Raw genomic sequence first — 15,177 nt, forward strand, 5'->3', positions numbered from 1 at the left:
CAGCATCCTGGTGGGCACGGCAGCGTGCGGGTGGAAGGGGGGGGGTGTCAGCGTGTCGCGCCGTGCTGGCGCAGCAGGGTTTCAATGGTGGCGTAACCGCGTTGCCGGGCATGCGCCAGCGGCGTTACGCCGTCACCATCTGCGAGTTCGGGATCGGCACCAGCATCCAGCAGCAGCTGCACGATCTGCACGTGGCGCGGACCACCATCGCCGAGCAGGATCGCCTCCAGCAGTGCAGTCCAGTGCAGGCGATTGACATGGTCCACGGCCACGCCGGCGCGCAGCAGCGTACGCACGGTAGCGACATGACCGCGTTCGGCAGCAGGAATCAGCGCGGTACCGCCATAGCGGTTGGTGCTGCGCAGGTCTGCACCGTGCGCGAGGGTCAGCGCCAGGATCTCGTCCAGGCCGCGTGCGCCAGCGTACAGGTACGCGCTGTCCTGCATCGCGTCCTTGGCATTGACGTCGGCGCCGGCCTCGATCAGCTCGCGCGCCGCGTCCACGTTGTTGCCGTGGGTGGCCAGCAGCAGGGCCGTGCAGCCCTGGCCGTCACGGGCTTCCAGATCGGCACCACCGTCCAACGCCTCGCGCACGGCCTCGGCGTCGCCGCGGCTGGCGGCATCGCGCAACTGCGCATCGGCGTCGCTGCTGGAAGTCGCCGTGCACGCTGGAATCACCATGGCCAGCAGGCACAGCAACAGCATGCGAGCCACTGCCGAACGACGCTGCCGGGAGCGAGGGTGGTGCATCGTGACTCTCCTCATGCGCGATGGCGCCGGCCATTGCCGGCCCCTGCCCTGCATGGTAGAAGTCGGCACGGGTATCCAGAAGTGAAATGTTCAAATGCAAGACAGTGCCAAATCGAATAGAACAGTGTTCGAACTGGACCTGCTGCGGGCCCTGGTGATGGTCGCCGACTGTGGCAGCTTCACCACCGCGGCCACCCGCCTGCATTCAACCCAGTCCACGGTCAGCCAGAAGGTTCGGCGCCTGGAGGAACTCGCCGGTCACCGCCTGCTCGAGCGCGGCCACCGCGACGTGCATCCCACCGATGCCGGTCACACCCTGCTGGGCTATGCCCGGCGCATGCTGGATCTGAACGAGGAGCTGGCCCAGGCATTGGCCGGCGCCACCGTGGAGACCGCGGTGCGCATTGGCGTTCCTGAAGACTTCGTCAATGCGCAGACCACGCGCATGCTCGCCGCCTTCAGCCGCCGCCACCCGCAGGTCAAACTGGAAATCAGCAGCGGCCTCAGCCGTGATCTTGCCCACGGCTTCGACCATGGCGAGCTGGACCTGGTGCTGGTCAAGCAGCGTCGCAACACCCGCCAGGCCGTGCATTGTCGGCGTGAACCCATGCACTGGATCGACAGCCTGCGCAGCAGCAGCCTGCAGCAGGACCCGCTGCCACTGGTCACCTTCCCGCCGCGCGGACTGTACCGCGACGAGATGATCCAGGCCGTCGAGGCGCTTGGCCTGCGCTGGCGCATCGCGTTCACCAGTTCCTCGCTGAGCGGCATCCAGGGCGCGGTAGCCGACGGCATCGGCATCAGCCTGCTGCCACGTCGCGCGGTCAACCGCGAACACCGCATCATCGATGGCGAGCGCGACCTGCCGGTGGTAGACAACTACGAGATCGGCCTGCTGCATCGCGCCGATGCCGATGATGCAGTGCGTGCGCTGGCCGCTGAACTCTGGCGGCAGGTACAGCGCGAGCCGGACTGAAAGGTTGGCAGGGCTGCGCCCTGCACTCACGGGTAGTGCCGGCCGCTGGCCGGCAACCTCAACAGCCGAAGCAACAGCAACAGCAACAGCAGGCTTCCTGAGGGATGGCGGGGTGGGTCCGGTGGCAGGGGCCGCTGCAAGTACGTCCATGTAAGCTCGGTCGCCGCATCCATGCGGCTCACGCCCCTGCCACCGGACCCACCCCGCCTTCGATAGATTCCCGCGATCTGTGGGAATGGCATGGCCTGCTCTTGGTGGGTGTCGAGCTTGGTCGACACGTAGATCCACGCCATGCGTGGATGCTCTTCGATCAATTGTCGAAATATTCGATTTCGATGGAGATTCATCCACGCATGGCGTGTATCTACCAGACACCGAAAAACTGTCAGAGGTGGGGCGGTGTCGGATTGCGGGGTGTCAGCCGCATGGATGCGGCTGCCAAGCCCCCATGGATGGGTTTACGGCGTCCCCGCACTCCGACACCGCCCCGCCCTCCCACGGAATGCCGCTGTTGCTGTTGCTGTTGCTGTTGCTGAGGTTGCCGGCCAGCGGCCGGCACTACCAATGGTTGTCGGGCGCAGCCCGGCCGCTACAGCCAGCGACCGTCGACCACCACGCGGCGCTCCACCGGCACCCCTGCCACCGCAGCCGGACCATGGTCGGCACGCACCGCCACGAAGGTGGCCGGAAGATCGTCTGCAATGCCGTACTGCGGCAGCCCGATCACCGCCGCCGCATGGGTGGTGACCATGTCCAGCGCCAGCATCAGGTCCGCATCGGTGTAGAAGCCGGAGCGGTAACCGAGCAGCATCGCCCGCTGCAGCAGGTCGCCATTGCCGTAGGGCCACCAGCAGTCGCGGATGTTGTCGTTACCGGCAAACACGCGTACACCCGCGTCGTGCAGTGCGCGCAACGGCGGGAACGGATGGTCGCCCGGTGCGTTGCTCATGATCGCTACGCCTGCGGCAGCCAACGCCTCACCCACCTGCAGCGCCCGCGCCAATGGCACCTCGCCCAGCGCATAAGCGTGACTGACCGCCACCCTGCCCTGCAGGCCCGCCGCGCGCGTGCGCGCCGCGATCCGCAGCAGCTGCGCCAACCCGGTCTCGCCCGGCTCGTGCAGATGGATGTCCAAGCGCACGCCATAGCGCTCGGCCAGCCCGAACAACAACGCAAGCTGGCCGTCGGCATCCCCGTCCAGCGTGCTCGGGTCGATGCCACCCAGTACTTCCACCCCTGCAGCAATCGCCTGTTCCAGCACCGCCGCCGTACCCGGGCACGACATCACCCCCGCCTGCGGGAACGCCACCAGCTGGATGCGCATGATGTCGGCACAGCGCAGCGCCGCCTCGCGCACCGCCTGCAGATGCTGCAGGCCGGTACTGCCATCGATGTCGACGTGGCAACGCATCGCCACCGTACCGAATCCGCTGCACTGGCGGATCAGCGCCTCGGCACGGTCCGCCATCGGCGCAGCAGCGGCAATCGCGGTCTTCTCCACCGCCAGGCGTTCGCGCAGGCTGTTCACTGGCTGATGCGGATGCCAGCGGTCGCCGACGAAGCTCTTGTCCAGATGGATATGGCCGTCGACCAGTCCAGGCAGAACAGTAAAGCCGGTCAGGTCGACGCTTTCGGCCTCCTCCGGTGCGGCATGGTCGCTGTTGATGCCGACGAAACGGCCATCACGGACATGGAAATGCAGCGGGGTACCGTCGCGATCGACGCCACCATGGACGAACTGCAGAGTCATCTGGATCTCCCGGAAAGCCAATACTGGCGCCATCCTGCCCGTCACCGCTGCCATCGGCCAACGAAATATCCGCATGCCATGCATTCACCGGCACGATGAATCCCGCCCGCGACCCTGCGCCGCAGGGACGCCGGATGCACGCCTGAACGGGTAACATGGGCGCCTGTTTCCGCTGTGATGCCGCATGGGCCCGTCCGACCGCCACGATCGTCTTCGCCGCTGGCAGGCCGCGTCCCTGTTGGCCGCCGCCCCGATCGCCAGCCTGTCCGCCACCGATGCCAACGCCAGCGCGCCCCTGCAGGCGCCTCCGGGCCAGCAGCGGATCGCCTCGGCTGCGCTGGTCGAGGTGCTGCATCAGCGCGTGCTGGCCGGCCAGAGCGCCACCGCCACCCTGGAAAGCTGGTGTGCCGAGCACGGCCTGGCCGAGCAGGCCCGGGTCCGCGCCGTGCGCGTACATGGCCAGGACAAGCCTGCGCCGGCCGACGTGCTTCAGGCCTTGGGCGCCAATGCCTCCACGCCCCTGCGTTACCGCCGTGTGCAGCTGGCCTGCGGCAGCCGCGTGCTGTCCGAGGCCGACAACTGGTACCTGCCCGACCATCTCAGCCCGGCCATGAACCAGGTGCTCGACACCGCCGACGAGCCCTTTGGCCGTGTGGTCGGTCCGCTCGGCTTCCAGCGCCAGACCCTCACCGACCAGACGTTCTGGCCGCCACGCGGCGAAGGCGACCGTGGCGTGATCCTGGAAGTGCGCGCCCTGCTCCGCGACCGCCAGCAGCAGCCTTTCAGCTACGTCATCGAGTCGTACCTGGTGCAGGCGCTGCCGTAGCGTTTCATCGGCCCAGCATGCCTTCGCCTACTGGGTGGTGATGCCGTTGGCAGCCGGATCGGTGGAGAACACAAAGCGCCCCGAATGCAGGTTCCGGCCCAGGGTGTACTCGGCCGTTGCGAATGCATAGACGGGCGGCGTATTGCCGTCACCGAAGGAGCGTGCCCAAGCGCTGAAGCCGTCGTCGGTCCGGCTGCGGATCTCGCCCAGGCACAGGCTGTAACCGCACGCGAACGAGACAAGGTCCGTATTTCCGTCCAGTGCGGCGGTCACCGCTGACCTGTACAGCGCGGTCAGATCCTGCGCTTCCGGGTTGCGCGCCACGTCCTGCTCGAACTGGCCGACCGCCTGTGCGAATGCTTTGTTCGAGCCGACCACCGCCTGGAATCTTTCGACGGACATCGCCCCCTCGCTCAACAGGCTCCTTTCGCCAGAGAGGAAAGCCGCACCCGATTGAGTGGCCCCCGGAGCAACGACTGCAAGCCCTGGCGAAGCGGCGGCAGTGCCGGCGGATGTCGCAGCGGAACGTGCCGGTGTCGCTGCCTCACTCCGGTCGGCAGGCGCCATCGCAGCATCCATGGCAGCAACAGGTGGTACTTCTTGCTTGCTGCTGCAGCCCGCAACTGCCAACACCACAACCATCAGATGACGAACGTCCATGCGCTGCTCCCTCCCTGGTGAGCTTGTGAGCATGCCACTCCATGGCGCTGGAAGCGAAGTGCCAGACAAAGAAAAGCCCGGCAATGCCGGGCCTTTCGTTTTCCGCTTCGATCAACGGAACCGGTAATCCAGCTCCACCCAGAACTGACGGCCATACGGGTCGTAGTTGCCGACCGGATAGAACGGCCAACCACCCCCATTCTTGTCCGCCGGCGGCCGGCTGTCGCGCAGGTTGTTGACGATCACACCCAGTGTCAGGTTCTCGCCGAACTGGCGGAACACACTGGCGTTGTAGGTCATGTACGGCGCGATGCGGCCACTGCCATCGCTCTTGGGCAACGAGCCATAGCGGTTGCCATAGATCGTCGCGGTCCAGTCGCCCTGGTTCCAGGTGATGCTGCCATTGGCCTTGCTGCGCCACTGCCAGTCATCCAGCGAATTGCGGATGTCGCGCACTTCGTCATCGGCAAACTGCTTGTACTCGTGCTCCAGCACCAGGGTGTAGGCCAGACGCGTGGTGAAGCGGCCATAGCGGCCCGCATCAAAGCGCCAGTTACCCTTCAGGTCGATGCCACGCACCGATTCGGACGCTGCATTGATCGGGTTGATCAGTACGCGGGTTACCTGGTCCGGCTGCACGGTGGCATTGGAGGGATTGCGGATCACCCGCGACAGCGCGTCCTGGCACAGCGACGAACCGATGTCGCGCGCCTCGCCGCCGAGGGTGCGACCCAGCCGGCAGTCGGCCTCATCACGGAGGATGCGGCTGGTGTCCAGGCTGGTCACCTCGTTGTCGATGCGGATGTCGTAGTAGTCGGCGCTGAAATCCAGCCCGGACAGCGGCGACCAGACCACGCCGAAACCATACGACTTGGCCGACTCCGGCTGCAGCTGCGGATTGGCGCGGTTGCTGTAGTCGATCGACAGGCCGTTGTAGTCGCAGTTGTCATACGACTGGCCGGCGGTGCGGCAGCGCCAGTAGTCGGTCATGCCCGGGTTGTAGCCACGGGTCTCGGTGGCAAACACATAGTTCATGTCCGGCGCACGGAAGCTGGTGGCCGCGGTGCCGCGGATCAGCAGGCTTTCGATCGGACGGAATTCGACACCGAAGCTCCAGGTTGCCTTGCCGAGATGCTCGCCACCGGCGCGGTACTGGTCGTAGCGACCTGCCAGGGTGGTGGTCAGCGACTGCAGCAACGGCAGCTGCAGTTCAACGCCCGCCGCATAGCGGTCACGTTCGCCACCGGCACCGATGCCGGCGCTGGTGTTCCAGAATTCACCGGTGCCCAGGCGCGGGTCCGGACGGTTGCGATAGCCCTGGCTGCCCGCTTCGACCACTGCGGCCAACGCGGCATCGCCACCCGGCAAGGCGAACAGGCGACCATTGACCGTCGCACTGAAGGTCTGCAGCCACGCCGCGTTGCGGCTTTCCTGGTAGTCGGACAGGCGACCGTACTCATCGGACGTCAGCGGCCGGAACAGGCGCGAGGGATCCGGCGCATAGACCTCAACGCCGTTTCGCACACCGAGCTGCGGACCGAGCAGGTACTCGTTGATACCGGCCAGCAGCACCGGCCGGCGCGTACGGTTCTCGTAGCGCGAGCGGCTGTAGACCGCCTCGTAGTCCCAGCCGCTGTCACCGAACTGGCCACGCGCACCGACATTGAACGACCACGAGTTTTCCAGGAAACGATTGGCGTTGCGTGGCAGGCCGCCGATTTCCTCTGGCGCAAAGCGGCGGTACCAGCTTTCCAGGTTGCCCGTGTTCTGGTTGTAGAAGTAGTTGCGTGACGAGGTCCAGGTGGGTGCACGCGTGTTGTTGTGGATCCGTGCGCTGCCCACGGCGACATCGGCGAACAGGTCGGTGCTGTCGTTGACGTGGAACGTCAGCAGGCCGTAGCCGTTGAGGTTGCGCTTCTCGGTCTGCACGGTCCAGTAGCTGGCAGCGGCCTCGTTGCTGCCGCAGTACGCGCCTTGGCGCGGGTTGTTGGCGCGGAACACGCTGCCACCGTAGATGGCCGAGGCCGCATCGCAGCCAGCGACGCCCGGATCGATGTTGCGACCGGTGGCTGCGTTGCGACGATAGGCGATGGCCGTCGGCTGTGGCGCCTTGCCGGTAGGATCATCGTCCAGCGAATCCATGAAGTCGCGCTGCCGCGCGTGGATCGCCTTGCGCACGTCCAGTTCGAAGCCGAACAGGCCTTCCCAGCGATCGCCCGAGCTGCCGCCCACCACCTGCACGCGCTGGTTGTCACCACCACCCTGCTGGGTGCCGCCGGCACGCACGTTGACGTCCACGCCGTCGAAACGGTCCTTGAGGATGATGTTGACCACGCCGGCGATCGCATCGGAGCCGTACACCGCTGATGCGCCTGCGGCCAGCACCTCGATGCGCTCGATCAACGCACTGGGGATGTTGGCCAGGTTGACCACGTTCACCGAGCCCTCGTAGGCCAGCGGATAGTCGGCCTGGCGCCGGCCATTGACCAGCACCAGCGTGCGGTTCGGGCCCAGGCCACGCAGGTTGATGGTATTCGCCGCCGGGGTGAAAGTATTGCCGAAGTCTTCGCCCTGCACGTTACCGGTGTTTTCAGTGAGCGCGCTCAACGCATCGAAGGCGTTGCGGTAGCCCTGCGCATCGATCTGCTCGCGGCTGATCACCGTGACCGGTGACGGCCCCTCGACGCTGGCACGCGGGATGCGCGAGCCGGTGACCTTCACTTCCTGCAATGAGGTGGGTGCGCTTTCCTGCGCGAAGGCCGGCAACGAGGCCAGCATCAGGGACGACAAGGCAAGCACCAGCGGACGCGGGCGCAGCGCCAGGGAAGAGGCGGACATGGGCTTCCTGGGGGAGTTGGGCGGGTGGTCCGGGACGCTGGCGACGGTGCGCGCATAACGATCCCGTAACGAAAGTGTCCTGAACGGATGGTTGCAACGGAAATGACCAGGCCTGATGGCCTTATGCCTGAACCGAATCAGACCGCAGGCGTCGGCAACACCGCGTTTGCAACTTCTTTCATTGTCCCCGTTCGCCCAGGTGCGGCATCGTCCCACCCCATGAACCGGTATTTCCCTGCTTCCCTGCCACCGCTGCGACCGGTGCTGCGCCGCCATCTCCTGCGGCTCCAGCACGGGCCCGTCGTACTGCGCCCCCTGCAGCGTTCAGACCTTTCCGCCTGGCGTCACTACCATCAGCAGGTCGAACGCAGCAGCAACCTGCCTGGCCATTTCGATGCCGAAGCCCACTTCCTCTGCGGTGTGCAGCGTTCGCAGCTGCAACACGACAACGATCATCTGCTGCTGGGCAGCTTCGATGCAGTGGGTGAGCTGCTGGACCAGCTGAATCTGCGCCTGCATTGCGCGCATGCGCGCAGCGTCGAACTGCGCTGGCTGCATGCAGCAGGCTGCCCCCGGCAACGGCAGCTGCACGCTTCGTTGCAGGCGCTGTGCACGTTCCTGTTCGAACAGGTAGGAATCCGTCGCTTGTTCGTGCTGCTGCCGCCCGATGCAGGCAGCGAACTGGTCGCTACCCTGCAGGCGCTCGGCTTCGAGCGCGAAGGCCTGCTGCGCGACCACCACCTGGATGCCGAAGGCTGGCAGGACCGCCAGCTGTACGCCCTGACTGCCCCCGTCTGGCTGCAGCGGCAGCCAACGGAAAACTAGCGCACCCGCTCCAGCGAAGCATCCGCACCGGTCAACACGCTGCAGGCATGGTCCTGCAGCTCCTCGGCGCTGGCATCGTTGCCGCTGTCCGGGTCCAGCTGCGTGGCCAGCAGGATGAAACCGGGCGCGCCGTGCACGTCCTCGTGCCCAGCCACCAGCAGACTCCATTGGCCAACCTTGTCCACGCCGCTCAGGCCATAGGCCAGCAGGTTGAGCGGATTGGCAGTCAGCGCTTCGCCGGGCAGCAGCCGCGCCTGGTACTGATGGCCGCGCAACAGCACCGGAAGTGGTGCCCACTGCGTGCCGAGGGTCGCGCGATTGTCTTCCAACGCCTGCAGAACGTCAGCGCGCAGGCAGTCGACGTGGATGTGCAGCTGGTGCTGCGAGCGACCATGCGGCGAATTCAATGCCAGGCTGGCGACGCTGCGCGGCAGCGGCTGGCCCAGCGCCTGTTCGGTGCGCGTGCGGGCCTGCCAGGCAGCGGCGAAGTAATTGGGTGCGCCACGCCGGTACAGCGCGGGGCTTTCGATGCCGCTGACCTTGTCCAGCGGCATCAGCAGGAACTGATAGTGGCCGTGCGCATCCTTGACCAGCACATCGCGGTGGTCGACAGCCGGGCGCACCTGCAGGCAATCGCCGCGTGGCGACTGTGCGCCCTGGCAATCACGCTCGATCAGGCGCCACAGCGCATCCGAATGGGCCGGCGGCGGCGCGGGGGGCACGCTGGCACAACCGGCCAGCAACATCAGGGGCAGCAGCATAAATCGCACGGCAACAACTCGCGGGATCAGGCGCGACAGGCAGCGCCGCCCGCCATTCTAGCCAGTGAGATGTGGCAATCAGTAGGTGCCGAACGGCACTTCAACCACGACCGGTGCACCCGTAGGCAGCAACTGCAGGGTATAGCGGTCCAGTGCGCCATCGTCATCGGCCAGCGGCTGACGATGGAACTGCAGGCGATAATGGGCCTCGCCCAGGCGCACCTCGCTGCCGTCGGCGTCCAGCGCGGCAGCGTCGGGCAGCAGCAGCCCGCCCAGATCGCTGTAGGCCCCGGCAACATCGGCGAAACCATAGTCGGCCAGTTCATCCACCCGCTGCATCGCATAGACATGCGGCAGGTACGGGCGCGCCGGGCTGCGGCCGTTGCTAAGATCGGTCACCCCCGCCTGCGGCAGGTGGTACTGCTCGCGCAGCGCGGCAACACCCAGCGACTCGCTGGCCACCTGCAGGCAGCACACCGTGCGCTTGCCTTCGCGGTCGAGGATGGCGAAGCGATCACCACGGGTTGCAGCCTGCGGCAGCAGCGCGAACGCCAGGTTGCGCTGCGCCGGCTGGTAACCCGCCTCGGTCTGCAGGTTGCGCCAGCCACCGAACACCGGCGCTTCGGCGGCGGGCGCTGCGACCGGTTCGGCGGCCAAGGCGGCCACTGCCATGCAAAGCAGCGACAGCACAGCCACCGCCTTCACTGCGTTCTGCCTGCCACACAAACTGCCTGCCGTCATACTGGACCCAACACCTGCACCGGACTGGCCCGGCCTGCCCACCGGCACGCTGCCGGCAACGCCGGCCACTATGCAGTGCAGCGGCCGCGCGGGCAATGACCCGAACGCTGCCGGGTTTCGCGCGGTCAGTGCTATCGTGCCGCCAATCCCCTGCGCAGGAGCGCCCGCATGACCATCCGCCTGACTCTGTTGCTGCCCGCCTCGGCCCTGTTGCTGTCGGCCTGTGTCAGCACTCCCGGCCCGGAGGTCAAGGGCAGTGGCCGCTGCGATGCCAGCCAGCTGGGCTGGGCCATCGGCCAGCCGGCCAACGAGCCGAACATCCGCCGCCTGTCCAGCGAAAGCGGCGCCGGCATGGTCAATCCCATCGGCCCGGCCACCATCACCACCAAGGACATCCGCCAGGACCGCCTGCGCGTGTTCGTGGACAAGGACAACATCATCACCGCCACCCGCTGCGAGTAAACGCGCCAGCGTCGTCGCACAGAGCCGGGCCCCTGCCCGGCTCCATGGCTCAGGGCTCGGTGTAGCCCGAGCACTCCGGCAGCGGCTGATCCGGCTGGTAAGCCCCTGAGGTGAAGCGGAAGGTACGCGTGTAGCTGCATTCCGCGTCCTGTTCGGTGCGCAGATCCTTCTTCCTCAACCGTCCCTTGGCCAGCGAGTCCCGCTGCGGTGATACCCCGGCCGGGTAGTTGCTGGCCTCGGTCCGGTAGCGCAGCACGGGCATATCCTGCCCCTCGGTTGCCAACGCAAGTTCAGCGTCGAAACTGTATTCGTCGTGGCAGGCACCGGCGCGCTGATCGAAATCGCGCTCACTGAAACAGGCCCGGATCATCTTGTTGGCCGACAACGCAACGGACAGCACGTCGGCGTCCACCTGGATGCCTCCATCGAGATGGCGGATGCGCGCCAGCTGCAGGGTCGATGCGCTGGCACCGCCACCGGAATACATCGCGCGGGCCTCCAGCAGGCCGCCGACGAGCACGTTCTGCAGTGTCGCCTGTTGCGGATCGGCCACGGTCTGGCCTGCACCCGCGCCGGGGGCCAGGCGCACGATGAAAGGCCAGACCCGCAGGTCGCCATCGTCAACCACGTTGATGGGGACGTGTCGCATCTTTGGTTCGGCGTCATCACCCGCACGCTCGGCGACTTCCAGTGCTGCCGGCTGGTCTTGGCCTGTTGCGGGCAACGCCCGCACGCACCACTGGCCATCGGCAGTGCAGTAGCGCTCGGGGTCGTCCGCTCCCTGCTCGCCCTGCAGCAATAGCGCCTCCAACCGGTTGCCTGCGGCATCCTGTTGGACGGGGGCAGCAGCCTGCGCAAGCAGCGGAGCGGACAGCAGCAGTGTGCTCAGCACGGTGCGAATAACTGTTCTCTGCATCGCAACTCCTGCGCATCGGTGCATGCCTACGGAACACGGATGGTAACGCAGAGAAGAACGGTCTTCTGCATCAATTCCGATCACGTCGCAGGCAATACAGGGAGCCACCATGAGAACGGCATCCGGGGCTATCCGCTGATGCAACGCAGAATCGCAGGGGGAGCAAAACCATCATCGGCGTCTGATTGCAGGCCGCCGTCATTCCAACGCGACTGTTGGATCCACTCCAAGGCCTTCGCCACAAAATCATCAAAAGTACGTGCGAGAAGATATTTCGTATCTTCGTCAGCCCCAAACGCAATCATCTGACCTTCAGACCCACCCGCATCGGGATCGAAGTCCAAGCCCATGTGATTTCCACCGCCGTCATGCGTGAGCGGTATCCAGCGCGCATTCGTGTACATGGACTTCACCACCCCAGGAGGGCTAGCCTCCATGAACTCAGCGCAGTCTTCGTTCATCCCGTCAGCCTCGATCTCCCGCCATCCTCGCCACTGCCGCAGGATCTCCGCTATCGAGAGCATCTGATTTCCGAAAAGAAGCCCGAACCCGTCCTGTCCGTCGTGAATCATCAGCATCTGCTTCAGCAGATCTGGCAGAACAACTCCCAACTGGGCCTCCAATTCAATCAATTCACTTTCGGAAGCTCCTGGCCGTAGCTGCATCTCATCCAGACAGTGCTTCTCGAAAAGCGACGCTCTGATGGAAACCCATATTTCATTTGCGCTCTGCATCGATCGTGCATCCGTCTATTGCAAGGGCTCAGGCTAGTGCCAAGGCGATGAGTCTGGAATACAACGAATCCGAATTTTCGAGGCGTTTGCCATCAGTGTCCGTTACAGTCGCAGCCACCCCACCCTTTCGCCTTCGACGTCTGGCCGATGCCGGGGTTGAAGGTATTGCTCGGGTCCAGCGTGCGGTAGAAGCCGGCCAGCGCCGGCTTGGCCGGATACAGGTGGCCGACATTGTGCTCGGCCGGATACTCGGCACCGCGCTGGTCCAGCAATGCCCACATCGCGTGCTCGATGGCCATCGGGTCTTCACCCTTGCGCGCGATGTAGTCCTGGTGGAACACGTGGCACAGGAAGTGGCCGTAGTACAGCTTGTGCAAGAGGCGGCCGTCGATGTCTGCCGGCAGCTGCTCGAACCAGTCGGCATCATCACGGCGCAGCGCGATGTCCAGCGCGACGATGTCCTGCACCTGCTCGCGGTGCACTTCGCGATAGCGCACGGCGGCACCGGCCACGGCGAAGCGATGCAGGAACGCCTTGCGCCCTTCGTCCGCCGTGCAGTGGAAGTACCCGCCTTCATGGTCGTTGAAGAAGCCGCGCAGCCACGTCTCGGTGGCGGCCGCATCCTGTGCGGAAACCTTCAGCAGCAGGTGATGCTCGTAGCGCTGGCGGAACTCGCCCATGCGCTTGGGCAGGTGCGAAGGCAGCAGACCGGTCAGCGTCTGCATCACCCTGTCGGTCACGCCACGCAGGCCAAGCCGTTCGAACCAGCCATCGACCCGGCTCTTCAGCGCGAACGCGGCCGGCACGCGTGCGGTGCCGAGCTTGTCGATCAGCAGGAAGCTGTCCTTGCCGTAACGCTCACCGATGTCATAGGCATCGCGGTGGATGTACTCGCCGGCGATCGGCAGGCGCTCGAAGCCGGTCAGCAGCTGGCGGCGGATCGCGGTCAGGCTGTCGGTGCGGTTGCTGCCGATGTAGAAGACCTCGGCGGCCTCCTTCTCGAACGTATCCAGGCGCACGGCGAACACGGCCAGCTTGCCCGCCGATCCGGCCGCCTCGAAATGGCGGCTGGGGTCGGCATTGAAGCGTGCCGGAGTATCGGCATCCACCTTGCGTACTTCCTCGGCGTAACGCGGATCGGAGGCGGCACGGCCATCCCCATTGCTGACGTCTGCAGCTCGGTAGTCACCGTCCTGCAGACGCTGCAGGATCTGCTCGGGCGTATCGCCCAGCGCGATGCCCAGATGGTTGACCAGCTGCAGTTCGCCCCGCTCGTCAACCTGGGCATACAGCGCCAGCTCGGTGTAGGCAGGGCCACGGCGCACCAGTGCGCCACCGGAGTTGTTGCAGATGCCGCCCAGCACCGAGGCGCCGATGCACGACGAGCCGATCACCGAGTGCGGCTCGCGGCCGAGGGGTGCCAGCGTCTGCTCCAAGCGGTCCAGCGTGGCGCCGGGCAGGCACAGTACCTGCCGCCCCTCGTTCAACAGCTGGATGCCGGTCAGGCGTAGCGTGCTGATCAGCACGATCGGCCGGCCGTAGTCGTCACCATCCGGGGTGGAACCGCCGGTCAGGCCGGTATTGGCCGCCTGCAGGATGATCGCCGCGCCGCCCTGCACCGCCGCCTGCAGCACCTGCCACAGCTGCAGCAGCGAGCCCGGGCGCACCACCGCCAGCACCGGGCCGTCGCCAAAGCGATAGCCGCGACGGAAGCGACGGGTGGCCTTGTCGCCGGTCAGTACGTGGCGGTCCCCCACCGCGGCACGCAACTGCGCCAGCACCGTATTGCGATCACTCATGGCAGGCGCACCAGCGAATCACGGCCGATATCGGCGATGCGGTGTGCACCGGTCAGTGTCATCGCCACGCGCATTTCCTTGGCGATCAGGTCCAGCAGGTTGGCCACGCCGGCCTCGCCCTGTGCGGCAAGCGCGTAGACGAAGGCGCGCCCCAGCAGCACGGTATCGGCGCCCAGCGCCAGCATGCGCACCACGTCCAGCCCGGTGCGGATACCCGAATCGGCGAGGATCTTCAGGTCGCCCTGCACCGCATCGGCGATGGCAGGCAAGGCACGTGCGGTGGACAGCACACCATCCAGCTGGCGGCCGCCATGGTTGGAGACCACGATGCCATCGGCGCCGAAGGCGACCGCGTCACGTGCATCGTCCGGGTCGAGGATGCCCTTGATCACCATCGGGCCCTTCCAGAACTCGCGGATCCACTCCAGGTCCTTCCACGAAATGGACGGATCGAAGTTGCTGCCCAGCCAGCCGATGTAGTCCTCCAGGCCCGTTGGGTTGCCACGGTAGGTGGAAATGTTGCCGAGGTCATGCGGGCGTCCGCGCAGGCCCACGTCCCACGCCCAGCGCGGATGGGTGATGGCCTGGCCGATCCGGCGCATTGCAGCATTCGGACCACTCATGCCCGAGTGTGCGTCACGATAGCGCGCGCCCGGCACCGGCATGTCGACCGTGAACACCAAGGTGGTCACACCCGCCGCCTGCGCGCGCTCCAGCGCATTGCGCATGAAACCGCGATCGCGCAGCACGTACAGCTGGAACCACATCGGGCGCTGGATCGCCGGCGCGACTTCTTCGATCGGGCACACCGACACCGTGGACAACGTGAACGGAATGCCCCGGCTGTCGGCTGCGCGCGCCGCCTGCACTTCACCGCGACGGGCATACATGCCGGTCAGGCCGACCGGGGCCAGCGCCACCGGCATCGCCAGCTTCTCGCCGAACAGCTCGGTTTCCAGGCTCAGGTCGGACATGTTGCGCAGGATGCGCTGGCGCAGCGCAATGTCGGACAGGTCGGACACGTTGCGCTTCAGCGTGTGCTCGGCATACGCACCGCCATCGATGTAGTGGAACAGGAACGGCGGCAACCGACGCTCGGCTGCTGCACGGTAATCGGTGGAGGCGGAAATGATCATGGGG

At 66.0% G+C, this 15,177-nt stretch carries 14 protein-coding genes; 4 read left to right on the forward strand and 10 right to left on the reverse strand.

Annotated elements, in window-relative coordinates:
- Positions 1 to 47: 47 nt before the first annotated feature.
- Positions 48 to 749, reverse strand: a complete 702-nt coding sequence (locus tag QP457_RS13030; RefSeq protein ID WP_205404473.1) for an ankyrin repeat domain-containing protein — start codon at positions 747 to 749, stop codon at positions 48 to 50.
- Between the two features lie 94 nt (positions 750 to 843).
- Here QP457_RS13030 and QP457_RS13035 point away from each other — a divergent pair, with 94 nt between their 5' ends.
- Positions 844 to 1,725 (forward strand): LysR substrate-binding domain-containing protein, encoded by an 882-nt coding sequence (locus QP457_RS13035; RefSeq protein WP_205404472.1) that lies wholly within the window; start codon positions 844 to 846, stop codon positions 1,723 to 1,725.
- 589 nt (positions 1,726 to 2,314) lie between these two features.
- On the opposite strand, the gene QP457_RS13040 is transcribed toward QP457_RS13035, so the two are convergent.
- Positions 2,315 to 3,475 (reverse strand): amidohydrolase family protein, encoded by a 1,161-nt coding sequence (locus tag QP457_RS13040; protein WP_205404471.1) that lies wholly within the window; start codon positions 3,473 to 3,475, stop codon positions 2,315 to 2,317.
- A 184-nt stretch (positions 3,476 to 3,659) separates the two neighbouring features.
- Between QP457_RS13040 and QP457_RS13045 the strand changes: the two genes are divergently transcribed.
- Entirely contained in the window at positions 3,660 to 4,301 is a 642-nt protein-coding gene (locus QP457_RS13045; protein ID WP_205404470.1) for a hypothetical protein, read from the forward strand.
- A 27-nt stretch (positions 4,302 to 4,328) separates the two neighbouring features.
- On the opposite strand, the gene QP457_RS13050 is transcribed toward QP457_RS13045, so the two are convergent.
- Positions 4,329 to 4,961, reverse strand: coding sequence for a hypothetical protein (locus tag QP457_RS13050; protein ID WP_205404469.1), 633 nt, complete (start codon positions 4,959 to 4,961; stop codon positions 4,329 to 4,331).
- Positions 4,962 to 5,072: 111 nt separating this feature from the next.
- Positions 5,073 to 7,799, reverse strand: coding sequence for a TonB-dependent receptor (locus tag QP457_RS13055; RefSeq protein ID WP_205404468.1), 2,727 nt, complete (start codon positions 7,797 to 7,799; stop codon positions 5,073 to 5,075).
- Between the two features lie 219 nt (positions 7,800 to 8,018).
- Between QP457_RS13055 and QP457_RS13060 the strand changes: the two genes are divergently transcribed.
- Positions 8,019 to 8,624 carry a GNAT family protein gene (locus QP457_RS13060; protein ID WP_205404467.1) on the forward strand — a complete coding sequence of 202 codons (606 nt, stop codon included), beginning with the start codon at positions 8,019 to 8,021 and terminating at the stop codon, positions 8,622 to 8,624.
- Here the strand turns inward: QP457_RS13060 and QP457_RS13065 are convergent.
- Together QP457_RS13065 and QP457_RS13070 are read right to left on the reverse strand one after the other, a co-directional pair.
- The gene (locus QP457_RS13065; protein WP_205404466.1) at positions 8,621 to 9,385 is read right to left on the reverse strand and encodes a CDP-diacylglycerol diphosphatase; all 765 of its coding nucleotides are present in this window, start codon (positions 9,383 to 9,385) and stop codon (positions 8,621 to 8,623) included. The two genes, QP457_RS13060 and QP457_RS13065, sit on opposite strands and share 4 nt — an antisense overlap.
- Positions 9,386 to 9,463: 78 nt before the next feature.
- Positions 9,464 to 10,126 (reverse strand): decarboxylase, encoded by a 663-nt coding sequence (locus QP457_RS13070; RefSeq protein ID WP_205404465.1) that lies wholly within the window; start codon positions 10,124 to 10,126, stop codon positions 9,464 to 9,466.
- Positions 10,127 to 10,294: 168 nt separating this feature from the next.
- Here QP457_RS13070 and QP457_RS13075 point away from each other — a divergent pair, with 168 nt between their 5' ends.
- Positions 10,295 to 10,588, forward strand: coding sequence for a hypothetical protein (locus QP457_RS13075; protein WP_025878511.1), 294 nt, complete (start codon positions 10,295 to 10,297; stop codon positions 10,586 to 10,588).
- A 49-nt stretch (positions 10,589 to 10,637) separates the two neighbouring features.
- Here the strand turns inward: QP457_RS13075 and QP457_RS13080 are convergent, their stop codons facing one another.
- From QP457_RS13080 to lldD, 4 genes are all read right to left on the reverse strand, one after another.
- Complete coding sequence (locus QP457_RS13080) at positions 10,638 to 11,504, reverse strand: hypothetical protein (RefSeq protein ID WP_205404464.1); 867 nt, start codon at positions 11,502 to 11,504, stop codon at positions 10,638 to 10,640.
- A gap of 128 nt (positions 11,505 to 11,632) precedes the next feature.
- The gene (locus QP457_RS13085) at positions 11,633 to 12,238 is read right to left on the reverse strand and encodes an SMI1/KNR4 family protein (protein WP_205404463.1); all 606 of its coding nucleotides are present in this window, start codon (positions 12,236 to 12,238) and stop codon (positions 11,633 to 11,635) included.
- A 92-nt stretch (positions 12,239 to 12,330) separates the two neighbouring features.
- Positions 12,331 to 14,037 carry a D-lactate dehydrogenase gene (gene dld / locus QP457_RS13090; protein WP_205404462.1) on the reverse strand — a complete coding sequence of 569 codons (1,707 nt, stop codon included), beginning with the start codon at positions 14,035 to 14,037 and terminating at the stop codon, positions 12,331 to 12,333.
- Positions 14,034 to 15,173 carry an FMN-dependent L-lactate dehydrogenase LldD gene (lldD, locus tag QP457_RS13095; RefSeq protein WP_100552785.1) on the reverse strand — a complete coding sequence of 380 codons (1,140 nt, stop codon included), beginning with the start codon at positions 15,171 to 15,173 and terminating at the stop codon, positions 14,034 to 14,036. Before lldD ends, dld begins: the two co-directional genes overlap by 4 nt.
- Positions 15,174 to 15,177: the final 4 nt, after the last annotated feature.

This window comes from Stenotrophomonas sp. As-7, from assembly GCF_030291015.1.
In the GTDB taxonomy this organism is placed as follows: Bacteria; Pseudomonadota; Gammaproteobacteria; order Xanthomonadales; family Xanthomonadaceae; genus Stenotrophomonas; species Stenotrophomonas lactitubi.